The following is a 25,819-nucleotide window of genomic DNA, read 5'->3' on the forward strand; positions in this document are numbered from 1 at the left end:
GGTGCTCCTTCAGGTGCGTGCGACCAGGCCGAAAACGAATGACCGGGTCGAGGACGGTCCGTTCCCCCGGACCGGACTCGTCGGGTCATGACTGCGCCGGGCGCTGGTCGAGCGCGGCGGCCAGCCGCCTGGGGGTGGAGTTGCGAAAGACGTCCCGCAGACGGACGTCAGGGAAGTCCGCCTCGCGCAGGGCGCTGATGAGTAGGACCGCCTGCACCGATGTGCCGCCGAGGTCGAAGAAGTTGTCGTCCGCGCCGACGGGCACCCCAAGGACCTCCTGCCAGGTCGCGGCCATGGCTGCCCAGGGGCCGTCGGGTTCCGCCGGCCCCGAGTCCCGGCCGGCGGTGGGCACGGCCGGTGCGGGGTCGGGCAGCCGGGCGGTGTCCAGCTTGCCGTTCGGGGTCAGGGGCAGGTCGGGCACCGTGGTGAGGGTGGCGGGCAGCGCATGGCCGGGGAGCCGGTCGGCAAGCCGGTGGCGGATGTCGTCGAGGGCGTCGGGTCGGTCGGTGACGACATAGGCGTCCACGCGCGCGGTGTCCGGTCCGCCGGGGGTGCGCACCACACAGGCGGCGGCCCGCACACGCGGGTCCTCCAGCAGGGAGTGCCGGATCTCGCCGGGCTCGATGCGGTGTCCGCGGATCTTGACCTGTTCGTCGAGCCGGCCCAGGTACTCCAGCCGACCGTCGGGCAGGAAGCGACCCAGGTCGCCGCTGCGGTAGAGGCGCTGGCCGGGCAGGACCGGCAGGCCGTCCAGGAACCGCTCGGCGTTCAGCTCCGGCCGGTCCAGGTAGCCCTGGGTGACGCCGGCACCGCCGACGTGGATCTCCCCGGGCACGCCCGGGGGGACGGGGCGTCCGCGACCGTCCAGGACGTGGATGTCCCAGCCGGGAACGGGGCGTCCGATGGAGCGGCTGCCGCGCCGCGCCTCGGCGCGGTCGACGGTGTGCCAGGTGCAGAAGACGGTGGTCTCCGTGATCCCGTACATGTTGACGGCGCGGCAGACGTCCTCGGGATAGCGGTCCATCCAGGGCAGCAGGATGCCGCGGTCCAGGGCCTCGCCGCCGAAGATGAGCAGCCGTACCGCGAGGCCGCCGTCCTGGAAGGCCCGGGTGTTGATGAGCTGGGCGAACGCGGACGGTGTCTGGTTGAGGACGGTCACGCCCTCGGCACGCAGCAGGGTGTGGAACGCCTCGGCATCACGCGAGACGTCGTAGGGGACGACGACAAGCCGGCCGCCGCTCAGCAGACAGCCCCAGATCTCCCAGACGGAGAAGTCGAAGGCCAGCGAGTGGAAGTACGACCAGATGTCGTCCGGTCCGGGTGCGTACTCCTGCCGGGTGGCGGCGAGCAGCGCGGCCACGTTGCGGTGGCTGACCAGGACGCCCTTGGGTCGGCCGGTGGACCCCGAGGTGTGGATCACGTAGGCCGTGGCGTCGGGGGTCAGGGAGGGGAGCGGCCAGTCCGGATTCCCGGGCTCGGCGTCCACCGGAACCATGCGCAGCCCCTGCATCCCCGGCAGCAGTCCTTCCTGGGTGATGACGGTGCGCAGGCCGGTGTCCTCGACGACGAAGGCGAGGCGCTGCGGTGGATAGTCCGGGTCGAGGGGCACATAGGCCGCTCCGGCGCGTAGCACGGCGAGGACGGCCGTCACCTGGCCGGTGCCACGGTCCAGGCAGACGCCGACCCGGTCGCCGGGCCGTACTCCGGCCTCGCCGAGCGCGACGGCCAGGGCCCTGGAGCGCTCATCGAGTTCGCGGTAGGTGAGGTGGTCCGCGCCGCAGACGACGGCGGTCCTGTCGGCGACGGCGGCGGCCTGCTGCTCGAAGAGCTCCGGCAGGGTGCGGGCGGGTACGTCGAGCGGCTCGCCGCACCCGGTGTCGAGCCCGGCGAGCAGCTCCGGGCGGGGCAGCGTGTCCACGGCACCGAGCAGCCGAACCGGCGTCTTCGTGAACTCGCCGAGTACGTGGAGCAGTTGCCGGAAGAAGAGGGTGGCGGCCGAGTCGTCGACCAAGGCGCGCTGGTGCCGCAGCAGCATCCGGATCCCGCCCTGCCGGTCGGGCTGCTGGTAGAGACCGATCGTGAGCGGGAAGTGGGCCGTGCCGAGTCCCTGGTCCTGCTGCGGTGCGGCGGTCAGCTCGCCGTCGGTGAGGTGCGGCAGGGCGTCGATGGCGGCCAGCACCACCTGTGGTGTGGTGCCGGCGGAGGAGGGCCAGACGGCGGACAGGGGCACATCCGACTCGCGGTACGCCCGCATTCCGCGCCGGTGCACGGCGCGCAGGAAGTCCGACACGGTGGACCCGTCGTCGAGGCCGACGGGCACCGGCGTGGTGGTGTTGAAGTACCCGACCGTGGTGGCGTGGGCGGCCGGGCGGCGGGAGACGGTGGTACCGACGACCGGCCGGGAGCAGCCGGAGTTGCGGCCGATGACGAGCCCAGCGGCGGCCAGCACCACTGAGTGGGCCGTGATGCCGAGGCCGGCGCTCAGCTGCCGGATGCCCTCGTGCAGCACGGCGGGGATGAGGGCCTCGGCGACTCCGCCGGTCGACTCGTCCTGGGGCGGGGGGCCGTCCGGCGCGGCCCAGTCGAGGGAGGGCGCGCTGTCCGCGGCGGCGAGTTCGGCACGGACCGCGGCCGCGTCGGCGGCGCGGGCGGTCTGCCGGTCGCGGGCGGTCGCGGCCCAGTCGGCGAAGGCGGGACCGGACGTGCTGGGTTCGTCGGTCAGCAGCCAACGGGCGATCAGTGCCATGGAGTGCCCGTCGACGACCAGGTGGTGCGCTACGAGCAGGAGATCGGCGGTGTCCGGCCGGTACTGGAGCAGGACGGCCCGCAGCAGCCGACCCTCGGCCAAGTCCAGCGGGACCCGCAGTTCGTCGTGCACCCGCTGCCGGGCCGCCGTGCCGTCCGGGTCGGTGTCGAGTGGGATGCACAGCAGTTGGGGGCGGTCGGGCACCTCCTCCAGTAACCAGGAGGCTCCGTCCTTGACCACCCGGGCCGCGAGGACGGGGTGCGCGACGCAGAGCCGCCGCAGTCTCCGGGCGAGGCGGTCCGGGTCGACGGGACCGGTGATCCGGTAGACCGCGTTCACGAGGTAGGTGGCGGGGTCGTCGGCGGCGTGGTCGGCGGTGTAGAGGTCGATCTGGTTGGGTGCCAGTTCCCAGCCCATGGGTCAGCTCCCCGGGGTGTCGGTGGTGAGCAGACGGGCGATCGCCCCGGCTCCGTCCGCCTCGAGCACGTCGAGGTACTCGATCTCACGCCCCGTCAGTTCGTACAGACGGGTGGTCAGCAGGACCGCGCGGAATGAATCGCCACCGTTCTCCAGAAATCCGGTGCCGGTATCGGCGTCGGAGCCCAGGATCTCACTCCAGAGACTCTCCGCCAGACGCGCGGCATCACCGGTGGAGACACCGGATGGATATGAATTCGATTCCACTGAACAGTCCCCCCGAATTCCATTCGTCCGAATTCTTCGCCACACGCGTACTGTGGGAAATTTCCCGGGTCTGCCAGGCGCCTGCCACTGGGTCGTCGCCTCAACTGCCCACGAGATCAAGGACCTTGCAGGCTGAATACGCAGGCCACGGTACAGAGCCACCCCATCGATGATCAACGTGACGCGCGTCACACCGCTGATGTCCCATTACGCGTGGAAAACCACCGGTGCGCCCCGGGAACAGTCAACCGAACTTCTTCCTTGACACCGTAAAAGGATCTTCCTAGCGTGGCGCTGTTATTTCGTCGCACGGATTTGAGGCGGGGGCTCTGCGAATGTCTGACGATGCAGATCCAGAGAATGCGATCGGTCCGGCCAGTGCCGAGCAGACGAGATTCTTCCTGCTCGACCAGCAGGGCGGCCGGGCGACCCTTCTCCATCACATCCGCGTCGACGGCCCGGTCGACCCCGACCGGCTGACGGCGGCCGTCCGGGCGGTCGTCACCGCCCAGCCGGCACTGCGGACGTCCCTGCACCCCACTGCCGACGGCCTGTTGCGGCGCCTGCACACCGCCGCCGAGGTCGACATCGCGACCGAACGGGTTGCGGACGACACGGCGCTGACGGCGCGCACCGCCGAGACGGGTGCCCCGTTCGTCCACGGGCAGGGGCCGCTGTGCCGGATCCGTGTCGTCGTCACCGGGGACGCCGCCCACTGCCTGGTCGGGGTCCACCACGCGGTGTTCGACGAGGAGTCGGCCGCCGTCCTGCTGCGGCTCCTCGCCGACGCCTACGCCGGCACCCCGCCGCGGAGGGCCGACGACCGCAGACCGGCACCGGGCGCCGACCGCCTTGCGGCACTGGAGGCCTTCTGGTCCCGGAGCCTCGACAGCTGCCCCGCGCACACCGCACTGCCCCGGATCGCGTCCGCCGAACCGCCCGGCCATGCCACGGTGACCCTGCGTATCCCGGTGGCGCTGAGCGCGGCGATGCACCGGCACGCCCGGGAGACGGGGGCGACCGCGTTCGCCCAAGTCCTCGCCGCCCTGGGGGTGCTGACCGGCTGGTACAGCGGCAGTGACGACGTCGTGCTCGCCACCGTCGCCACCACCCGCACCAAGGCCGACCAGGACGTCATCGGCTGTCTCCAGAACACCCTGCCCGTCCGCCTCCGGCTGGCCGGGGCCGACACCGCGTCCGTGTGCGACCGTGCCGCCGACGCCCTCTTCGACGCGCTCGACCACGCCGAGCTGCCCGTGGAGGACATCCTGCGGGTGAGCTGGGCCGAGCGCAGCCCGGGACGCAAACCCCTGACCGGGATCATCTGCACCCAGGCGTCCGCCCCCGCCCGGCTCACCGCGAGCGGCCTGGTATGGCAGCTCACCCCGCCTTCCGTGGCGGCCGGCGAGTACCCGCTCGCGGTGACCCTGCACCGGGCCCCCGACGGCGGTGCCGGCCTGAGCGTCGAACACGACCGCGCCCAACTGCCCACCAGCGCCGCCGAACTCTTCGCCGAGCACCTGTTACGCGCCCTCGCCGCCCTCACCACCGATCCGGCCGTGCCGCTCACCCGGCTGCGGCTGACCGGCGAAGGGGGCCCGGAAGCCGACGCTGACGAGGGCCATCCGGCGGCCGGCACCGGCGCCGGGAAGAGCGATCCCGCGGCCGCGGCCAAGGCCGGCGCGCAGCCGCACCCGAAGACTCCCCCGGCCGTGCCCGACCACCTCGCCGAGCACGCCCGGCGCACCCCGGGGGCGACCGCGCTGGTGTACGACGGCGCACAGGTCGGCTACGCCGAACTGGACCACCGGGTCGGGAAACTGGCCGCCGCACTGATCGAGGCGGGGGTACGGCCCGGAGACCGGGTGGCCGTGCGGCTGGCGCGCACCCCCGATCTGCTGGTGGCACTGCTCGCGGTCTGGCGGGCGGGCGCCGCCTACGTGCCGCTCGACCCCGACTACCCCGCCGGCCGGCTCCGGCTGATGATCGAGGACGCCCAGCCGTCCGCGATCATCGGCACCCCGGTATCCGGCACCGACCCCGGGGCCGCGGGGGTGGCCCTCACACCGGACGCGACGGCTCCCGAACCCGCGCGATGGCCGCGGATCCGCCCGGAGGACCCCGCCTACGTCATCTACACGTCCGGGTCGACCGGCAGACCCAAGGGCGTGATCGTCCGCCACCAGAACCTGTCGGCGCTCTTCGCCGCCTTCGACCGGGAGTTGTCCGGCCCGCCCGCGGTCACCGTCGCGGCCACCAGCGTCTCCTTCGACATCAGCGCACTGGAGCTGTACTGGCCGCTCACCGCGGGCCGCACCGTCCTGCTGACCGGGCACCGCGAGGTCGCCGGTCAGGACGTACCCACGGGCGCCCTCTACCAGTGCACCCCCACGGTGGCGCGGATCCTGGCCGATGCCCCGGACGGGCGTCGTCTGCTGGGCCGGCTCGGCATCCTGCTGGTGGGCGGTGAACAACTGCCGCGTGACCTGGCCGACCGGCTGGACGCCTTGGTCCCCGGCGAGGTGCTCAATTGCTACGGCCCGACCGAGACCACGGTGTGGTCGACGGTGTGGCGGGTACGGCCGCACGTACCTGTGCACATCGGCCACCCCCTGGCGGGCGAGGAGTGCTTGGTGGTCGACCCCCACGATCGGCCGCTGCCGCCCGGCGTGCCGGGCCGGCTGGTGATCCTCGGAGCGGGCGTGGGTTCCGGCTACTGGCGGCGGCCCGACCTCACCGCCGACCGGTTCCGGGAGTACGACGGCCGCGCCGGGTACGACACCGGCGATCTCGCGGTTCTCGACCCCGAGCACGGCCTGCGGTTCCTCGGCCGTGCCGACGGCCAGGTGAAGATCCTCGGCCAGCGGATCGAACTCGCCGAGATCGAGAGCGTGCTGCGCTCCCACCCGGCGGTCCGCGACGCCCTCGTCGCCGTCGCCGCCGACGGCGCCACGGTCACCGCGTGTCTCGTCCCCGCGAGCGGCACCCCGGATCCCGGCACGCCCGTGCCGGCGCCACCGGAGCAGGCGGAGGAGATACGGCGGCACGCGGCCGCCTCTCTCGTACCGGCGATGGTGCCCGTCGTGTGGCTGCTCGTCGGGGAACTGCCCCAGCTGCCCAACGGCAAGCTGGACCGGGCCACCGCGGGCGGCTGGGCGGCGCGGGCGCTGTCGTCCCGGTCCGCTCCGCCGGACGCCGAGCCCGCCGGGCGGGCCCTCGACGCCGTACGCCGGGCCTGGGAACGCGTCCTGGGTGCGCCGGTCGCCGACCTGGACACCACCTTCTTCGATCTCGGCGGCACCTCCGCCGCACTCCTGCGGGTGCTGGTCCTGCTGACAGACCGGTATCCGGAGCTGACCGCCGCCGAACTCTTCCGTCACACCACCGTCCGCGGCCTGGCCCGGCGGCTCGACGCCCCACCGGGCGACCCGGGCGGCGCGGACACCCCGGACGCCCGCCCGGCCCGCACCCCCGCCCGGGGCGCCTCCCGTGCCAGGGCACTGGGCGAATGGCACCGACGGACCGAACGATCCCAGCAGCGACACCCGTGACGACGAAGGGTCGATGATCAGTGAGCACCCATCAGACGGGCCACGCGCAGGCACCGACGGCCACCCTGCCGCAGACCGCCGTCGCGGCCACACCGCACCAGCAGCAGCTGTATGTCGCCCATGAGCTGACGCCGGACCACACAGCCCTCGAAGTGCGGTTGACCGTCACCTTCGAGGGCACCACCGACACCGCGCGGCTGCGGTCCGCCGTGGTCGAGTGCGTCCGGCGCCACGACGCACTGCGCACCAGCTTCACCTTCGAGGGCACCACCCTGGTGCAGTCGGTGCACAGCGAACCGCCGTCGTTGTGGTCGGGGCCGGACGCCGCCTTCGACCCGGAGCGGGGACCGCTGGTGCGGGCCGCCCTGGAACCTGCCGGCCGCACCGGTCTCCGGCTGACGCTGACCCTGCATCGCATGGTCGCCGACGAACGGTCTCTGGACCTTCTCCTCGAGGACCTCCTGACCGCCTGGCAGGCCCAGGACGGACCGCAGGCGGCACACCTGCCCGCCTCGCCCGCACCGCAGTTCACCGAGTACGCCGCGGCCGCCGCGGAAGGCCCCGTCGACGCGTACGAGGACGCCGAGGACCTGACAGCCCTGCGGCTTCCGTACGTCCTTCCCGACCGAGCCGCCACCCACCGGTTGCGCTTTTCGGATGCGGCCGTCACGGGTCTGCGCGAGCTGTGCGCCAAGGCCGGGACCGGCCTCGACGACGGGCTGACCGCCCTGCTGGCCCTGCTGGTCGCCCGGTACACGGACACCGACGACATCCTCCTCGCCACGGCCCGTGATGAGCGCGGAACCGCGTTCGCCTCCGCCGTCGGCCCGTTCACCACTCCCTCGATGGTCCACGCGGACCTGTCCGGGGACCCGGACTTCCGCACCGTACTCGGAAGGCTCCGGCACCTGGCCCTTGGCGGCGCCGGTGCCGACTGGCCGGACGAACGGCCGCCGCTCCCCGTCGCCTTCGAGTTGCGCGCGACGCACACCGGCGTGCGGGAGTTGCCGGACGGGGTCGTCGTCACCCGCCAGGACACCCCCGCGCCGCACCCCCATGCGCTGCGGCTGACCGTCACGCCGGATGGGCAGGCCCGCTTCGACACCGCCTGGCCCGACTGGCTGACCGAGCAGTTCGCCCGGCACTACGTCCAGCTCCTCACCGAGGTCGTACGGAGCCCGAGCGATCCGGTGCACACCCTCGCGGTGCCCACCACCGGGCAGACCGCCCACGCGGCGCCGGAGGCGAGCGAGGAGACTCTCCTCGACCGGTTCGCCCGTCATGCCGCCGACCGGCCCGACGCCGTCGCGGTCCGCCACGGCGGGGAACAGCTCACCTACGCCGAGCTCGACCGGCGCTCCAACCGTCTCGCCCGGCACCTGCGGCAACTCGGTGTGGGACCCGAGGTCCTGGTCGGCCTCAGCGCGGAACGGTCCCCGGACCTGGTCGTGGCGATCCTGGGCATCCAGAAGGCCGGCGGGGCCTACGTCCCGCTGGACCCGGCGTACCCGGACGCCCGGCTGTCCTTCATCGTGCGGGACACCGCGCTGACCCATGTACTGGTCGACCGACGGCCGGGCGCCTGGCTGGACGGCTTCACCGGCGCCGTGGTCTCGCTCCGCGACGACGCGGCCGTCATCGCCGCGCACCCGGCCGAGGCACCGGACCACCAGGTCCATCCGGACGACCTGGCGTACGTCATCCACACCTCCGGTTCCACGGGCGAACCCAAGGGCACCCTCGTCCCGCACCGCAATGTCGCCCGGCTGTTCACTTCGACCCGGCACTGGTTCGGGTTCGGCCCCGACGACGTCTGGACGCTGTTCCACTCCTACGCCTTCGACTTCTCGGTGTGGGAGCTGTGGGGTGCGCTGGCCCACGGCGGCCGGCTCGTCGTCGTCCCCTACGAGACCAGCCGGGACCCCGGCGCGTTCCTGCGGCTCCTGGGCGCCGAAGGTGTCACCGTCCTCAACCAGACCCCGTCGGCGTTCGCCGTGCTGATGCGCGAGGAGAACCGCGCGGACGTCGCCGTACCGGCCCTCAGGCACGTGGTGTTCGGCGGCGAGGCGCTGGAGCCGCGAACGCTGCGCCCGTGGTTCGAACGGCATCCCGGCGGACCGCGCCTGGTGAACATGTACGGCATCACCGAGACGACCGTTCATGTCACCTACCGGCCCATCTCTCCGCAGGACGCCGAGGAGGGCACCGGCAGCGTCATCGGCGTCGCCATCCCGGACCTAGCGCTGGACGTCCTCGACCACCGGGGCCGCCCCGTGCCCGACGGGGTCACCGGCGAACTGTACGTGCGCGGCGCCGGACTCGCCCGCGGCTACCTCGGGCGCCCGGAGCTGAACGCGGCCCGCTTCGTCACGCTGCCCGGCGGCCGGGCCTATCGCACCGGCGACCTGGTACGGCGGCTGCCCGGCGGGGAACTGGAGTACTGCGGCCGGGCCGACGACCAGATGAAGATTCGGGGCTTTCGGATCGAGCCGGGGGAGGTGGAGGCGGCACTCGTCGGGCATCCGGACGTACGGGAGGCCCTGGTGTCGGCCGTCGACGACGGCCGGGACGGCGGCCCACGGCTCGTGGCCCACGTCGTCTCCGAGCGGGCCGGCCTCGGCGCTTCCGAGCTGCGGGACCACCTCCTCGACACACTGCCTCCCCATATGGTTCCGGCAGCCTTCGTGGTGCTCGACCGCTTCCCGCTCACCGTCAACGGCAAGGTCGACAGGAGCCGGCTGCCCACCCCGTCCCGCGCGGCCGACGCGCCGGTCACCGCCTCGGCCAACCGGGCGGAGGAGATCCTCGTCCAGGTCTGGAGCGAGGTGCTCGGCCATGAGCGGGTGGGCACCGACGAAAACTACTTCCTGCTGGGCGGCGACTCGATCCGCACCATCGCCCTGCTCAGCCGGGCCCGGGAGAGAGGGCTGGACTTCCGGCTCCAAGACCTCCTCCGGTACCAGACCATCCGGGAGCTGGCCCCGCACACCGCACTCGTCGCCCCCGGCAGCGGGGGCTCCCGGTACGGGCCGCTGTCGCTGCTGACCGCCGAGGACCGGGCCGCGCTGCCCGCCGACGTCGAGGACGCCTTCCCGCTCTCCCAGCTGCAGGCCGGCATGCTCTACCACAGCGGGCTGGACGCGGCCGAGCGGATCTACCACAACGTCTGCGGGTACCACATCCGGGCCGCCTGGTCCGAGGACGCCTGGCGCACCGCCCTGGACTCGATGGTGGCCGACCACCAGATCCTGCGGACCTCCTTCCACCTGGAGGGCTTCGGTGAACCACTGCAGCTGGTGCACCGCCGTGTCACGGCCCCGGTCTTCTTCGAGGACCTGCGCCACCTGGACGAGGCCTGTCGGCGAACCGCCCTGGACGAGCGGTTCACCACCGAGAAGCAGACCCCGTTCTCCTGGGAGCAGGCCCCGCTGATCCGGTTCCACGCGCAGCGGCTGACCGACCACACCTTCCAGCTGTGGGTCACGGAGCACCACGCGATCCTCGACGGCTGGAGCGAGCGCTCGCTGATCACCGAGCTGTTCGACCGCTATCTGCGCTGCGTCGACGGCTCACGGACAGCCGGGATCGTCTTCCCCGAACCGCCCGCCGCCCGGTTCGGCGCGTTCGTCGCGGAGGAACGCGCCGCCGTGGCCGACGAGGAGCACCGCGCCTTCTGGGCGGAGCACCTGGCCGACTGCGAGTTCGCGGCCCTGCCCCGGCTGCGGTCCGCCACCGGGCGGCCCGACATGCGCATCGCCCCCGTGGAGTTGCCGCCGGACGAGGCGTCGGCACTGACCGAGCGCGCCAAACGGCTTGGGGTACCCGTGCGTACCCTTCTGCTCGCCGCCCACCTGCGCGTGGTCTCCCTGCTCACCGGCAGCACCGACGTGGTCACCGGCGTCGTCTACAACGGCCGTACCGAGGACCGCGACGGCGAACGGGTGCTCGGCATGTTCCTCAACACGCTGCCTTTCCGTACCCGGCTGACCGGCGGCACCTGGGACGACCTGGTGACCGCCGTCAACCGCACCGACATCGCGGTACAGCCGCACCGCCGCTTCCCGATGCCGGAGATCAAGCGTGCCGTCGGCGGCCGGGAGCTGTTCGACAGTTTCTTCAACTTCACCCGCTTCCACGTCTACCGCTCGGTCCTGGACCGGACGGCGGAACTGGAGGTGCTCGACGAGCGGCGCGTCACCAACACCAGCATCCCGTTCGGCGCCGAGTTCTCCCAGGACCTGACCTCGGCCGCGGTACGACTGCATCTGCGCTACGACGCCGACCGGTTCACCGACGAGCAGGTGGCCGAGATCGGCGGTTACTACCGTCGGACGCTCACCGCGCTGGTCACTGCTCCCTGGGACCGGTACGAACACACCGTGCTGCTCTCCGAGGCGGAGCTGCGCCGACTCGGCCGGTGGCACGGGGCTCCCGTCCCCCGGGACGGCAACCGCTTCTTCCCGGCGCTGTTCGAGGCCCGGGCGCGGGAGCGGCCGCACGCGTCGGCCGTGGTCGAGGGCCGCACCACGCTCGGCTACTCGGAGCTGAACTCGCGGGCCAACCGGCTGGCCCGGGAACTGCTCGCCCGCGGCGCCGGCCCCGGCCACATCGTCGCGCTCGCCCTGCCCCGCTCCGCCGATCTGCTCGTGGCACTGGTGGCGGTGCTGAAGACCGGCGCCGCCTATCTGCCCGCCGACCCGCAGTACCCGCGGGACCGGATCGCCCTGCTGCTGACGGACGCCCGGCCGACGCTCCTGGTGACCACCGCCGCGACGGACCGTGCCCTGCCCGTGGCAGACGTCCCGCGGCTCGTCCTGGACGATCCCACGGTCGACCTGGCCGGCCGGTCCGACGGCGATGTCACCGACGCGGAGCGTCCGCGCCCGCTGAACGCGGCCGACCCGGCGTACATCATCTACACGTCCGGGTCCACCGGGCGGCCCAAGGGCGTGGTCGTCTCGCACGCCAACATGGCCGACCTGCTGGCCTGGCTGGCCGGCTTCCTCGGCACGGAGGGGCTCAGCCAGGTGCAGGCCACCACCTCGGTCAGCTTCGACGTCTCCGTCTTCGAGATCTTCGGCCCGCTCGCGACGGGCGGCACCGTCCGCATCCACCGGGATCTGCTCGCCCTGGCCGAGGAGGAGACCCTGGCGGACGGTCCGGTCACCGCCCCGGCCCTGGTCAGCGGTGTGCCCTCGGTCTTCGCCGACCTGATCCGGCGCCTGGACCCGGCGATCACCGCGGGAACGGTGGTGCTGGCCGGCGAACAGCTGGGAGCCGCGGTGGCGAACGAGATCGTGGCGGCGTTCCCCGGGGCGCGCGTCGCCAACGTCTACGGCCCCAGCGAGGCTCCCGTCTACGCCACCGGCTGGCTCGGCGACGGCCCCTTCGACCAGGCACCTCCGGTGGGCCACCCGTCCTGGAACACCCGCGCCTACGTTCTCGACCAGGGGCTGTGCCCGGTGCCCGTGGGCGTGCCGGGCGAGCTCTATCTGGGCGGCCCGGGCCTCGCCACCGGCTACCTCGGCCGGCCTTCGCTGACCGCGGAGCGCTTCGTCGCCGACCCGTACGGCGAGCCGGGAGCCCGGATGTACCGCACAGGGGACCTGGTGCGCTGGCTGCCGGACGGCAACCTGGACTTCCTCGGACGGCTGGACGACCAGGTCAAGATCAACGGCTTCCGGATCGAACTGGGCGAGGTGGAGGCGACCCTCGCCCGCCACCCCCACGTCGCCCAGGCGGCCGTAGTGGTCCGCGAGGACCGGCCCGGTGACCGGAGGCTGGTCGGCTACGTCGTCCTGCAACCCGGCGCCACGGTCGACGGCCCGGCACTGCGCCGCCACGTCGAGGGCGCCCTGCCCCGGCACATGGTGCCGATGGTCGTCACCCTGCCGGCCCTGCCCCACACCCCCAACGGCAAACTGGACCGGCGGGCGCTGCCCGCACCGGACCCCGGCAGCGCGGCGGGCCGCGAGGAGCGGCCGCCCGGCACCGCCCTGGAGAAGGAGCTGGCCGCGCTCTTCGGCGAGGTTCTGGGCGCGGCTGGGCCAGCCGGCCGGCCCAGCGCCCACGACAGCTTCTTCGACCTCGGCGGTCACTCGCTGCTCGCCTTCCGGCTGCTGGGGCGGCTGCGCTCCCGGTTCGGGGCCCGGTTCGGCATCGACACGCTGTTCCGCACCCCGACCGTCGCCGGTCTGGCCGCACTCCTCGACGGTCCGGCCCCGGAGGTGGACCCCGGCGGCGCGTTGGACGTGCTGATCCCGCTGCGGCCGCATGGCGGCCGCGAGCCGCTGTTCTGCTTCCACCCCGGCGTCGGCCTCGGCTGGGTGTACTCGGGTCTGCTGCGCCACCTGGATGCCGAGCGCCCGGTCTACGGCCTCCAGTCCCGCGGCCTGGACGACCCCGCCGCCCTGGTCCCTGACCTGGCCGCGATGGCCAGGGACCATGTGGCACAGTTGCGCTCCGTCCAACCTCAGGGGCCCTACCACCTGTTGGGGTGGTCCATGGGCGGCATCCTCGCCCACGAGGCGGCCCGGCTGCTGCGCGCCGAGGGCGAGGAGGTTGCGCTCCTGGCGCTGCTCGACTCCTATCCCCGGCGCCCGGATGCCCGCCCGGTGGACTACGACCAACCCGAGGCGCTCGCGGAGGTGTTGCACTCACTCGGGCTCCGGCAGCCGGACGGCGCGCCACTGCTCGACCCGACGACGGCCCTGCGTGTCCTGACCGAGCACGGCAGCCCGCTCGGCACGCTGTCGAGCGATCAACTGGCCTCGGTGGCGCGGGTGTTCACCAACAACGTCAACGCTCAGCGGCGCCACGACTCGCGGCCCGTCGACGTGGACGTGCTGTTCTTCGAGGCGATGGAGGACAAGGCGCCGGATCCCGAGGGGCCGGACGACTGGGCGCCGTACACGAGAGGGCGGATCGAGAGTCATCCGGTCGCCTGCCGGCACGGTGACATGCTCGCCCCCCGCCCCCTGGCCGAGATCGCCGCCGTGCTCGCCCGGCACCTGGACGGCCAGGACCACACCGCGTGAACGATCCCGACGGCATCCTGCCCCACCTGTCAGGAGACACCTGTGAGAAGTCCCTTCGACGCCCCGGCCGACTCCGTGGGCCGCTTCCTCGCTCTGGTCGACGACCGGCACGAGTACTCGCTGTGGCCTGCGGCGGCGGACGTACCGGCGGGGTGGCCGGTCGCGTACGGGCCGGCCGGCCGGGCGGACTGCCTGGAGCTGATCGAACGATCCTGGGCGGACGACCTCATCGGGGCATCGCATGACCGCTGACCTCACCGGCGCCGTCGACGGGCCCACGATTCCTTTCCACATGATCGACCCGGCCGTGCATCCGGACCCGGACGCCTGCGACACCTGGCGCGAACTGCGGGAGAAGCACCCGGTCGTCCAGTGCGAGACCGGCAACGGCGGCCCGGGCTTCTGGGCGGTCACGCGCTACCGTGACATCGCCGCGGTCTACCGGGACACCGCGCGGCTCAGTTCGGAGCAGGGCAACATGCTCGGAACCCTGCTCACCGGCGGGGACTCCGCGGGCGGCCAGATGCTGGTGGTCACCGATCCGCCCCGGCACACCGCCGTGCGCCGCATGTTGATGGGCGCGTTCTCGGCCCGCGCCATGGCCCCGGTCGTGGACGGTGTCACAATGGCCACCCGGAGTCTGGTGGCGGCCCTGGTGGAGGCGGGCGGGGGCGACTTCGTCACCGGTGTCGCGGCGCAGATCCCGCTCGTCGCGATCTGCGAGCTGCTCGCCGTGCCGCCCTCGGACCGCGCCGCGATGCTGGAGATGACCATGGCCGCGCTGGGCGCGGACGGTACGCGGGAGTCCCAGGAAGAGGCCGCGCAGGCCCAGCAGGAGATCTTGCTCTACTACGCAGGACTCCTCCCCGGTCGCCGCAAGGCGCCCGGCGAGGACATCGTGAGCCTGCTCGCCACCGAGGAGGCCGACGGTGCCCGGCTCAGCGACGCCGAGGTGCTGCTGAACTGCTACAACATCATCATCGGCGGTGACGAGACGACACGGCTGTCGTCCGCGGGCGCGGCGCTGGCGCTGATGGAGCACCCGGAGCAGTGGGAGCGGCTGCGCCAGGACGAGGGACTGCTCGATCCCGCGGTGGAGGAGGTGCTGCGCTGGACGACTCCGGTGACGCACATCGGCCGTACCGCAACGGTGGACATCGAGCTGGGGGACCGGCGGATCACCGCCGGCAGCATCGTCACGCTGTGGAACATCTCGGCGAACCGGGACGAGGAGATCTTCGAGGATCCCTACCGTTTCGACACCTCCCGCACCCCGAACCGACACCTGACCCTCGGCCACGGCCCGCACTTCTGCCTGGGCGGTCCGCTGGCCCGGGTGGAACTGCGCGTCATGCTGGAGGAGTTGTGCCGTCAGGTCGGTGAACTGGAGCCGGCCGGACCGGTCGAGCGGATGGCCTCAAGCTTTCTGACCGGCGTGAGCAGGCTCCCGGTGCGCTGTTCGGCGGGTTCGTGACGGGGCGGTGCGGGCGGCACACCACGGTGCCGCCCGCCGCGGCCGGCCGGTCAGGCGGGGTCACCGGACGGCCCGGCGTCCGGGTCGTCCGATGTGTTCTCCAGATACCGGGCCAGTTCCCGCAGGGTCGGATACCGGTACAGGTCCGCCAGGGTGAAGCCCGGCACCGGCGTCATGGTGCGCATGGCCTTCATCGAGTCGCCGCCGAGCTTGAAGAAGTCGTCGTCCCGGAGCACCGACGCGACACCCAGCACCTCCTGCCAGACCGCGCCGAGCCGTTCCTCCCAGGGGCCCTGCGGCCGGTCCTCGGCGGGCACCGCGGGTTCAGCTGCGGCTGGTACGGGCGCGAACGCGGCGGGAAGAGCCTTGCGGTCGATCTTGCCGTTGGGGCTGAGCGGCAGCACCGGCAGCGTGAGCAGGGCACCGGGGACCATGTGTGGCGGGAGCTGGGACGCCAGGTGTTCGCGTACGTCGTCGGCTCGGAAGCCGGCGCTGTCGTGCGGCACGGCGTAGCCGACCAGGACCGGGGCGCCGGCGGCGTCGGTCTGTGCCGTCACCACGGCCTCCTTGACCGTCGGGTGGTCGCGCAGCGCCGCCTCGATCTCCGTGAGTTCGACGCGCAGGCCGTGGATCTTCACCTGCAGGTCGACCCGGCCGATCAGCTCGATCAGTCCGTCGGCGTCGAACCGGGCCAGGTCTCCGGTGCGGTAGAGGCGCTCGCTCACAGGTCCGTACGACCACGACAGGAAGCGCTCCGCGGTCCGCTCGGGCTGATCCAGGTACCCGCGGGCAAGCCCGGTGCCGGCCAGGTACAACTCGCCCGTGACGCCGGGCGGTACGGGCCGCAGGGTCTCGTCGAGGATGTACACCCGCTGGTTGGCCATCGGACGCCCGTACGGGATGCTCGTCCAGGCCGGGTCGGTGGCCTCGACTTCGAAGAGGGTCGAGTAGATGGAGGCCTCCGTAGCGCCGCCGAGGGAGATGAAACGGCACTCGGGTGCGCGGGACCGGATGCGGTCCGGCATCCGCAGTGGGATCCAGTCACCGGCGAGCATCACCAGCCGCAGGTCGCGCAGGGGCAGCGCCCGTTGGGCCGACTGCGGGTGGGCGACCTGCTCGTCGGATGCGGACCGCTCGGCGTGGTCGAGGTGTTCCAGGACCAGTTCCAGCAGCGCCGGCGCGGTGTTCCAGAGGGTGACCCGGTGGCGGGCGGACAGCTCGGCCCAGTGCTCGGGGTCCCTGGTGCGGCCGGGCGAGGGCAGCACCAGGGTGCCTCCGCCGACGGGCACACCGAGGAATTCGTACACCGACATGTCGAAGCTCGGCGACGACAGGCCCAGCACCCTGTCACCCGGTCCCACGCCGAAGCGGTTGTTGAGATCCGCGATGTTGTTCATCACGCCGCGATGGCACAGGGCGATGGGCTTTGGCGTGCCGGTGGAGCCCGACGTGTGCATGACGTAGCAGAGGTGGTCCGGACCGGCCAGCGGCTGCGGATCGTGTTCGGGCTCGGCGGCCAGTTCCTCGGCCGCGCGGTCGAGGACGATCAGACGGGCTGCGGGTCCCTCGGCCGGCGGGAGGCCGTCGGCGAGATCGCTGCGGCAGATCACGGCCACACAGGAGACGCCCGTGATCATGGTGGCCACGCGCGACCTCGGGTAGCCCGGGTCGAGTGGTACGTAGGCGCCGCCCGCCTTGAGCACGCCGAGGATGGCGACCAGGAGCTCGGGCGACTGGTCGAGGTACAGGCCGACACGCCGGTCGGGGCCGACGCCGAGTTTCCGCAGACGGTGGGCCAGCCGGTTGGCGGCCGTATTGACCTGGCGGAAGGTCAGCAGGCGGTCGTCCCGAGCCACGACGACGGCGTCCGGGGTGCGCGCGGCCTGATCCTCGAACGCCTCGTGCAGACACGACCGCGGGTGCGGCAGGTCCGCCGCGGTGGCGTTCCACTCGACGAGGATCTGGTGCAGCTCGCTCTCGCCGAGGAACCCCAGCTCCGCCAGGGGCAGGTACGGACGGGCGAGCCCCTCGGCCAGCAGGGCGTCGAAATGGGCGAGCAGTCGCTCGGCCGTGGCGGCATCGAGGACCGACTCGTCGTAGCGCAGTTCGACCGGCAGCGGGCTGTCGCCCACGGCGGGCAGCACCAGCTGTGCCTCGTACGGGACTGTGGTGCCGACCACCGTGGGGCCGCGGCCCCACGCCGGGTGTTCCTGTGCCGCTCCGGCGTCCTTCACCAGCGTGCGGAAGGTGGCCTCCCCGGTGACCACCAGACGGACGGCGGAGTCCTCGGAGCCGTCCCGGCTCAGCCCGAGTTCGACGTGGTTGCGGCCGGTGTACCGGTACAGCAGAGCGGCGAACGCGGCGAGCGCTGCCCGTTCCCGGGTGGTGCCACAGGCCTTCGCCAGCGTCTCGAGGCCGGCGTCGTACATCGCGGGAACATTCCGGCGCGCCGTTCCCGTGCGGCGCGGCCGGGAACCGCCACTCGTCCGGTCACCTGGGAACTGAACGGCATAGGAAGTCAATTCCCCGCCTTCCGTCTCGTGGTTCCGGGCGGCACATGCGCGTATTCGGCGCGCGAACCCGCCCCTGACTGACACTTTGCCAAATGCATTGCGGCGACGACTGGTTGGCGAGATTATCGATCACCTCCGGCCATCACAAGGTGACGAGCGTCACAGCATTTATTTGAGAAGTAGGAGCACTGCCTGATGCAATGTCTTTCGGGGTCTCGGCGCCGTAAGGTGATATTCCCGACCGGCCGGGAGGTGGCACCATGAACTCCGCCGCTTTGGCCGCACAGTCGGCACTCGATTCTCTCGACATCGGCGAGTTGTCACGCCGGGACGGGGAGAAATGGGCGCATGCCGGAGCGGACGTGCTGGCCTCCTGGGTCGCGGACATGGACTTTCCCACGGCACCCGCGATCCGTGAGGCGGTGGCGCGCCGGGCCGCGGGAGACCTCGGCTATCCGACGTGGTTCGACGAGTCGGAGGGCGGTCCGCTCGGCGAGGTGTTCGCCGAGCGCACCCGACGCCGTTACGGACACACCCCGGACCCCACCCACGTGCGGCTGTTCACCGACATCAACCAGGCGATGCTGGCCACCCTCCAGCTGGCCACCGCCCCCGGCGAGGCGGTGCTGATGCATACCCCGGCCTGCCCCCCGTTCGTCGAGGTCATCGAGCGGATCGGGCGCCGGCCGCTGACCGTGCCGATCGAGGACGACGGCACTACCTGGGGGTTCGATCCGGACCGGATGGAACGCGCCGTGGCGGACGCGGGACCCGGGCGGTGCCGCGCCCTGTTCCTGGTGAACCCGCACAACCCCACAGGCAGGGTGTTCCGGCGCGCCGAGCTGGAGGCGCTCGCGGAGCTGGCGCTCCGTCACGACCTGCTGGTCGTCTCGGACGAGGTGCACGCGGATCTGACCCACGCCCCGCACCGCCACATCCCGTTCGCCTCGCTGGGACCCGAGGTGGCGGCCCGCACCGTCACCCTGACCTCGGGCAGCAAGGCGTTCAACCTGGCCGGGGTCCGCTGCGCGCTCGCCCATGTGGGCCCGAGCGCCGTGCGTGACGCCGTCGACGCCCGGCAGGGCCTGTCCTTCGGCCAGGTGGGCGTGCTCGCGGTGGAGGCGCTCAAGGCCGCCTGGACCGCGGGCGATCCCTGGCTGGACGAGGTCATGGTACTGCTCGACCGCAACCGCCACCGGGTGGCCGAGCGGCTCCCCGCCGGGCTTGGCTACCGGATTCCGGAGGCCGGGTTCCTCGCCTGGCTGGACTGCCGCCGCCTGGACGTGGGCGACGATCCCATGGCCTTCTTCCGTGGCGAGGCCAGGGTGCTGCTGTTCTCCGGCCCCGCCTTCGGTGCGGCGGGAAACGGATTCGTACGCCTCAATTTCGGCACCTCCCTCAAGGTGCTGGACGAAACACTGGACCGTATGGACACCGCGGTCCAGCATCTGTGGAAGTGACTGTCTCCTTTGTCCTGTTGACTCGCACCGGGCGCCGCCTAGTAAGGTGACAATCAAGATCACGGGGGCTTTTCTTGCTTACACGCACGGTTGACAGGCCATGCCAGTCGAACCGATTTATCAGGCGCTCCGTGTCGGACCCGAACAACCGGGATCAGACGGCCAAATCAATCAGTGCCGCCTAACGATCCGGAGGGCTGATGACCATTCACACTGTCGAAAGCATGCAATTCACCGGCGGAAATGTGCGCGTACATCGGCCGGGGGACGCGACGGATATCGCTTCCTTCCGGCAACTGCGCCGCGTACGCCGGGAGAGACTGCTCGAGGACCTGGCACAGGGCCGCACGACAAGCCGCTACTTCCCGGTGCTGTCGGTTCTGGCACCCGTCATGACCCAGGCCGAGGGGGAGATCACCTACCCCGGTGATCCGATGTGCCTCTACACGGCGATCTCCGTGGCCGTGCACCGCGCCGTCGACGACGCGGGCTCACTGACGGAGGCCACGCACTACAACGACTTCGCCCCCGAGTGGACCCGGTTACCGTCCAAGGAGTACCGGCTGGCTGCCGGGGCCGACGGCTACCGGCCGTACGGCAGCGACCCCAACACCGACCAGACGGTGTTCGACCCACGGGTCTGGGACGACGCGGCCAGAGTGCGCTGGATCCGTCTGCTGCGCGAGGTCCGCCCCCGGGTCGTCCTGATCAGCGCGGTCTCCCCTGCACACCGCTACGCGCTGGAGATCGCCTCCCTCGTCAAGAGCGAACTGCCGGAGGCCTTCGTCATCCTCGGTGGCCGGCACGCGGACGAGACCATCACCTGTACGCCGGACGGTCTGAGGCTCCTCCTGAAGCCGAGCAGCCCCCTGTCCGTCATCCAGGAGGGCAAGGCGCCCAGGGTGGTTGACGCCGTCGTAACCGGCGAGGCCCACCACGCGGTGGATCTGCTGATGCGAGCCGTGGCCCTCGCCGTCGACCTGGACCGGCAGTGGGTGGACCGCGACCGGGTCCTCGGACTCCTCCAGGCACTGCTCGCCGAGGAAGGTCCCGGCCCTGGCCAGGCCCTGGCCGTCGTCGCCTCGGCCGACGGCTTCGACGCCGTACCGCTGCGCGGTCGCACGCTCGACCTCGCCGACCTTCCCTCGCCGTACGAGGCGTTCGCGATCCGCTCGCACTTCCCGATCTTCACCGCACCGGACACCGGCGCCGTCCTGCGCACTGCCCACTTCATGGTGTCCAACGCCTGCCCATACCGCTGCAACTTCTGCTCGGAGTCGGTACAGGTGGCGGGCACCCTGAAGCGCTTCAAGCGCGACCCGGTCGGCACAGCCGCCGGGCGGGTCTGCGAGTACGTCCACTACGGCGCCGAGTCGCTCTTCTTCGACGACTCCGTGTTCTGGAGCGGACGTTACCGGGACATCACGGACTTCTGCGACGCGCTGGCCGAGTTGCGGACGGCGGACGGCGAGCAGATCCCTGCCCGCTTCGCGGCGCACCTCGGCGCACCCGACGACCTCGAACGGCTGCGCCGGCTCCAGTGGGGCGCCCAGCTCACCGTGGACACGCTCGTGGCCCTGCACTCGCCCGAGCAGTCCGCCGAGATCCTGCGGAAGATGAAGGCCGCCGGGTGCACCTACGTCTACATGGGCATCGAGAGCATGTCGACGCAGGTCATGGACCACATCCACAAAAATCTCCGCCGCGACGAGACTCGCCCCTGGAAGGCGAAGGTCAGGGAAGCGGCCCGGCTGGTGAAGGAACAGGGGCTGCAACTGGGCACCTCGGTGCTCTTCGGCCTGGACGGAGAGACGCGCGCCAGCATCGACGAGACCATCCACGAGGTGGGGCGGCTGATCGACGACGGTTTGATCGATCTCGCCAGCCCCAACATCCTCACCTACCATCCCGCGACCCCGGTCACCGCCCAGCACGGCATGCAGGACCGGCTTGACTACCACTCGCCCCGCATCGACAACCGGAAGCCGTATATCTACTTTGAGGAGGCCTTCCCCGGCGTGGTATCGGTCCTCCTCTCGGAGGACGATATCTGGCACATCCACAACGAGACAGGCATCCACTGGGGCACCGTCCGCAACGGATCGTCCCCGACCGCGGCGGTCCCGTGATCCTCGAGCCTGCTGTACAACTTTGACTGCCCGCCCACCGACGGGCGTCGGCACGAGCCCAGTTGTACGGCCCCACGAGGAGCACCACTTGCATGGCGACCCAGGCGAGGCTGGGGCCGGGCGCTTGGAGAGCTTCAGGTCCTTCATGGCCGACCGGCAGGCCCTGTGCGGCATCTTGTACGTGCTTCACACCGGCATCCAGTGGGAATACCTGCCCCAGGAGCTGGACTTCGGCTCGGGCATGACGTGCTGGCGGCGGCTGGCCGCCTGGAACGAGGCCGGCGTCTGGGACCAATTTCACGTCGTCCTGCTGGAGAAGCTGCGCTCGAAGAACCAGCTGGACTGGTCGCGGGCGGTGATCGACTCCTCGCACGTCCGGGCGGCCCGGCGGGGCCCAAAAGCGGGCCCAGTCCGGTCGACCGGGCACGGCCGGGCAGCAAGCACCACGTCATCACCGACGGCCGGGGCATTCCGCTCGCGGTGTCGCTGACCGGCGGGAACCACCACGGCGTCACGCAGCTGTTGCCCCTGGTGGACAAGATCCCGGTTGTCGCCGGGCGCGTGGGCCGGCCCCGGCGAAGGCCGGACGCGCTGCTGGCTGATCGCGGCTACGACTACGGCCTGTACCGCCGTCTGCTCTGGCACCGCGGTATCCGCCCAGTCATTGCCGAACGAGGTCAGCCACACGGCTCTGGCCTGGTCATCTTCCGTTACGTCGTCGAGCGCACGATCGCCTGGCTGCATGGCTTCCGCCGTCTCCGCATCCGCTGGGAACGGCGCGACGACATCCACGAAGGCTTCCTCAGCCTCGCTGCCTGCCTGATTACTCATCGCCACGTCCAACGCCTTTGTTAGCGACTTTTATGCGTGTCGCCCTCCCCAGCAGACCGCGGACGTAGTCCCGCATCCGTCACCCAGATCCGCCCGAGCGAACCTGACCGCCACCCGAGCGCACCCACTGCACCGCCCATGGAGTGGCTGGCGGCTTCGGGCACCCACAACGACGACCGCCGGCTCAGGACACGAACCGCTGCTGGAGTATCAGCAGGGGCGTGTCCGTGCCCCAAGCGCGGTGGGTCGCCCGGAAACACATGTGGGCTCTGCCCACGGCAGAACCCCCTTGGCGTGCTCTGGCTGTGCTGATTGAGTTCCGCCATGGAGCGCATGGAGATTCTGGTCCTCGGCGGTACGGCGTGGCTGGGGCGTGAAGTGTCCCGGCAAGCCCTCGACCGCGGCCACCGCGTGACGTGTCTGGCCCGTGGCGACAGCGGGCCCGTGGCAGAAGGCGCGCGCCTGGTGGCCGCGGATCGGCGCGACCCCGCCGCGTACGCGTCCCTGCCCACCAGGGAATGGGACGCTGTGCTCGATGTGTCCTGGCAACCCGGCTTCGTCCGGGAGGCAGTTGCGGCCCTGAGCACGCGGGCACGTCACTGGACCTACGTCTCCTCGATCAGCGCCTATGCCACTCACGGTGAGCCCGGCGCAGACGAGTCCGCCCCCCTGCTGCCCGGCGCAGACCGCGACGAGGTGGACCGTGGACAGTACGGCGAGGCCAAGTCCGCCTGTGAAACGCTCACCCGGGCAGCCCTGGCCGACCGCCTTCTTATTGCACGCGCCGGGCTCATCGGCGGGCCCGGCGATCACAGCGATCGCTCGGGCTACTGGGTCGCCCGCGCCGCCAGCGCCCCCCGGGCGCCGCTGCTCGTCCCCGACGCCCCTCAAACCCCGACACAGACCATCGATGCACGCGACTTGTCGACCTGGCTTCTCGACGCTGCGGAACTGCAAACCACAGGTACCTACAACGCGGTTGGCCCGATGGTGCCCTTCGCCGAATGGATCGACCTGTCCCGCAGCGTGGGCGGACACACCGGACCGGTCATCAAGGTGGCGTCCCCACAACTCCTCGCGCATGGAGTGGCTCAGTTCATGGGCCCGGACTCATTGCCCATGTGGGTGGTGGAACCGGGATGGGAGGGTTGGGCAGCGCGCGACGGATCTGCCGCCACTGCCGCAGGCCTGCGTCACCGTTCCCGTACCGACCTCCTTGCCGACACACTGCGCTGGGAACGCCAGCAGGGCCTGCACCGGCCACGCCGCGCGGGCCTTGCCCCGGACAGGGAGCGCGAACTGCTGGCGTCCTTCGTTCACTGACTTCGGCTTGTCAGGATGAGGCTGGATCGTCGAGGGTCAGGCCGGTGCCGGTCCAGGGCGACGACGGCCGCACCTGCTGAGCCTGGTCTCCCGCACGGGCCGGGGCGCCCCCGCACCCGTCCCGACCGACCTCCGCGGCGACAAGACTCCAGTCGTGACACCCGCGCTTACCTGCGCCGACGGCGTATCAAAGCGACCATCGCCCAGCCCGATGACCAACGCGACAATCGTCGGCGGCAGGGCCGACGCGGTGGTCGGCCCCTGGCCTTCGACACCGGCCAGTACCGACGCCGCAGCGCCGCCGAACGCTGCGTCAGCAAGTGGAAGCAGTTCCGTGCGGTCGTCAGTCGCTACGACAAACGCGACTACATCTTCAACGGCACCCTGGCCGTCGCAGCGATGGCCATCTGGCTCCGCGACACCGTCCAAGAGCCATCAGAAACGACCTAAGCCCGTTGCGGCAGAGGGGAGAGCAGTACACCGCCGAGACGGGACGTTCGACACCCACCGTCCAACTCACGCCGCACTGAGGGCAGCTCGCGACGACGTTGTTCTTCACCGCCTCGGTCCTCGCCCGCGTGCGCCGCATCCGCCGCCACTGCCGTGAGCGGCATACGGAAGAACAGAACACCGCCGAGGCCTGCAACTTCGGCATCAACGGCTCACCGTACCCGCGGCACAACCGCGGACCCGCCTCGATGTCCACGGACGCCAGCAGCCGCAGCCGAGGCGCCCCCTTTCGGCCCATAGGGGCACCGTAGGCAGGGCAACGACTGCCGCCCAGCCTTACGTCGCCGCAGAACCAGGTTGTTCGCCTCCGGAAGCCGTCACCTCGGGTGCATACAGCGTTGCCAGCGGTTCAGGACCGGAATACCGGCGGCACTGACACCGCCGGATCGGCCTATCGTCGGCACCTTCAGCGCCACGGTTGCCCTTGGCATCCTTGACCGACGCGTAGCACAACCCATCCTTCGCGTCGTGGTAGGCCAGGTGATGTCCGCATCCACAGACCGGGTCCGGTCCGGTCAAGGCCTTCTCTCTCGCCTTCCGCCGCTCCGCCACCGCCTTCTTCATCCGGTCATACGCACCCCCGACCACATACCCGCTCGCCAAAATCACTAGTGCGATCTCAAACCCGGTCACAAGCCCCCCACCCCTGCTACGGACTACCGAATCATCGCAGGCCCACCCCTAAAACGTAGGACAGCTTCTGAGAAGCGCGGCTGGTGCCGCGCGGTTTGCTCCTGATGAGCAGTTGCTAGGGCCGGACACCGCCCTGTATGGGTGGTGTCCGGCCCGTTGTCATGTCCACTTGTGCCGCGTCGGCTGACCCACCGGGTGCTCGGCCGGGTTGGCTCTCCAGAGGACGGGTGTCAGTACGCGATCAGACCGCTCGTGTTGCGGTCGAACTTCAGGTAGAACTTCTTGCCGTTCTGTACGTCGGTCACGGCCGTGTCCCACACGCCCTGCGAAAGCCAGCGCTTGGGGTAGCACTTGTACGGGTTGCCCGTACCCTGGTCGAAGCAGGCCTGCACGTTCGCACCGACCCTCGCTTTCACGTTGACGTCGGCGCAGTTGGTCGTGGTCTTGGCCCAGTTCGGATAGGCTGGCCACACTTTGTTCGTCGTGCTGAAGTTCTTCGCGCTGCCGTAGCAGGACTTCGGGGCGACGTCCGCCGAGGCCGTGACGGCACCGCCGGCAAGCAGTCCTGCGGCCAGGGTGCCCGCGGCAAGGGCCGTGGTGATCTTTCTGCGAGTGTGCATGTTTCTCCTTGGTCATCGGGCTGTTTGGGGATTCCTGCTGCGGACGCCAATGGCGTCCCCGTGTGTGCCCCGCGGGAGTGGAAAGGTGCGGGAGGTGCAAAAGCGGTCTCGCGCAGGGGCACGGCCTGTGCCGGGGTGCGGTTCCTGTGGGGACCGCACCACCGCCGTTGACGGCGGCGTATCCGGGCTTGTTCCAGATATTTCAGTGGCTGGCAGGTTGTCCAGCAGCCCGTTGACGTGCTGCTGGACAAAAAAGATGTATGGCCGATGTGGCTCGAGGTTGGCTTGCGGTCTCCTTCTGGTGAGCC

The 25,819-nt window shown here is 71.2% G+C and carries 12 protein-coding genes; 8 read left to right on the plus strand and 4 right to left on the minus strand.

The window, feature by feature from the left end; genetic code table 11:
* Positions 1 to 85: 85 nt before the first annotated feature.
* The gene (locus ACWDVB_RS33455; protein ID WP_451517819.1) at positions 86 to 3,163 is read right to left on the minus strand and encodes a non-ribosomal peptide synthetase; all 3,078 of its coding nucleotides are present in this window, start codon (positions 3,161 to 3,163) and stop codon (positions 86 to 88) included.
* Between the two features lie 3 nt (positions 3,164 to 3,166).
* Complete coding sequence (locus ACWDVB_RS33460; RefSeq protein WP_451517820.1) at positions 3,167 to 3,430, minus strand: phosphopantetheine-binding protein; 264 nt, start codon at positions 3,428 to 3,430, stop codon at positions 3,167 to 3,169.
* 335 nt (positions 3,431 to 3,765) lie between these two features.
* Between ACWDVB_RS33460 and ACWDVB_RS33465 the strand changes: the two genes are divergently transcribed.
* The 4 genes from ACWDVB_RS33465 to ACWDVB_RS33480 are packed head-to-tail and all read left to right on the plus strand — an operon-like array spanning position 3,766 to position 15,492.
* On the plus strand, positions 3,766 to 6,981 hold the full coding sequence (locus ACWDVB_RS33465) for a non-ribosomal peptide synthetase (protein WP_451517821.1): 3,216 nt from the start codon (positions 3,766 to 3,768) through the stop codon (positions 6,979 to 6,981).
* 20 nt (positions 6,982 to 7,001) lie between these two features.
* Positions 7,002 to 14,018, plus strand: coding sequence for an amino acid adenylation domain-containing protein (locus tag ACWDVB_RS33470; protein ID WP_451517822.1), 7,017 nt, complete (start codon positions 7,002 to 7,004; stop codon positions 14,016 to 14,018).
* 42 nt (positions 14,019 to 14,060) lie between these two features.
* Entirely contained in the window at positions 14,061 to 14,270 is a 210-nt protein-coding gene (locus ACWDVB_RS33475) for an MbtH family NRPS accessory protein (protein WP_451517823.1), read from the plus strand.
* Positions 14,260 to 15,492, plus strand: a complete 1,233-nt coding sequence (locus tag ACWDVB_RS33480) for a cytochrome P450 (protein ID WP_451517824.1) — start codon at positions 14,260 to 14,262, stop codon at positions 15,490 to 15,492. The genes ACWDVB_RS33475 and ACWDVB_RS33480 overlap by 11 nt, the downstream gene beginning before the upstream one ends.
* A gap of 50 nt (positions 15,493 to 15,542) precedes the next feature.
* Here ACWDVB_RS33480 and ACWDVB_RS33485 read toward each other — a convergent pair whose 3' ends face one another.
* Positions 15,543 to 17,921 carry a non-ribosomal peptide synthetase gene (locus tag ACWDVB_RS33485; RefSeq protein WP_451517825.1) on the minus strand — a complete coding sequence of 793 codons (2,379 nt, stop codon included), beginning with the start codon at positions 17,919 to 17,921 and terminating at the stop codon, positions 15,543 to 15,545.
* 344 nt (positions 17,922 to 18,265) lie between these two features.
* Between ACWDVB_RS33485 and ACWDVB_RS33490 the strand changes: the two genes are divergently transcribed.
* The 4 genes from ACWDVB_RS33490 to ACWDVB_RS33505 all read left to right on the plus strand — a co-directional run bounded on the left by ACWDVB_RS33490 (position 18,266) and on the right by ACWDVB_RS33505 (position 23,748).
* The gene (locus tag ACWDVB_RS33490) at positions 18,266 to 19,465 is read left to right on the plus strand and encodes a MalY/PatB family protein (protein WP_451517826.1); all 1,200 of its coding nucleotides are present in this window, start codon (positions 18,266 to 18,268) and stop codon (positions 19,463 to 19,465) included.
* A gap of 200 nt (positions 19,466 to 19,665) precedes the next feature.
* The gene (locus ACWDVB_RS33495) at positions 19,666 to 21,594 is read left to right on the plus strand and encodes a B12-binding domain-containing radical SAM protein (protein WP_451517827.1); all 1,929 of its coding nucleotides are present in this window, start codon (positions 19,666 to 19,668) and stop codon (positions 21,592 to 21,594) included.
* An 88-nt stretch (positions 21,595 to 21,682) separates the two neighbouring features.
* Positions 21,683 to 22,449 (plus strand): IS5 family transposase gene (locus ACWDVB_RS33500; RefSeq protein WP_451517828.1). Its coding sequence is split into 2 segments (ribosomal slippage): positions 21,683 to 21,980 and positions 21,980 to 22,449, totalling 768 coding nucleotides; the frame shifts between segments, so codons are not numbered across the junction.
* 309 nt (positions 22,450 to 22,758) lie between these two features.
* Positions 22,759 to 23,748 carry an NAD-dependent epimerase/dehydratase family protein gene (locus ACWDVB_RS33505; RefSeq protein WP_451517852.1) on the plus strand — a complete coding sequence of 330 codons (990 nt, stop codon included), beginning with the start codon at positions 22,759 to 22,761 and terminating at the stop codon, positions 23,746 to 23,748.
* A gap of 1,373 nt (positions 23,749 to 25,121) precedes the next feature.
* Here ACWDVB_RS33505 and ACWDVB_RS33510 read toward each other — a convergent pair.
* Positions 25,122 to 25,511 (minus strand): hypothetical protein, encoded by a 390-nt coding sequence (locus ACWDVB_RS33510; RefSeq protein ID WP_451517829.1) that lies wholly within the window; start codon positions 25,509 to 25,511, stop codon positions 25,122 to 25,124.
* Positions 25,512 to 25,819: the final 308 nt, after the last annotated feature.

This window comes from Streptomyces sp. NPDC003379 (assembly GCF_053589195.1).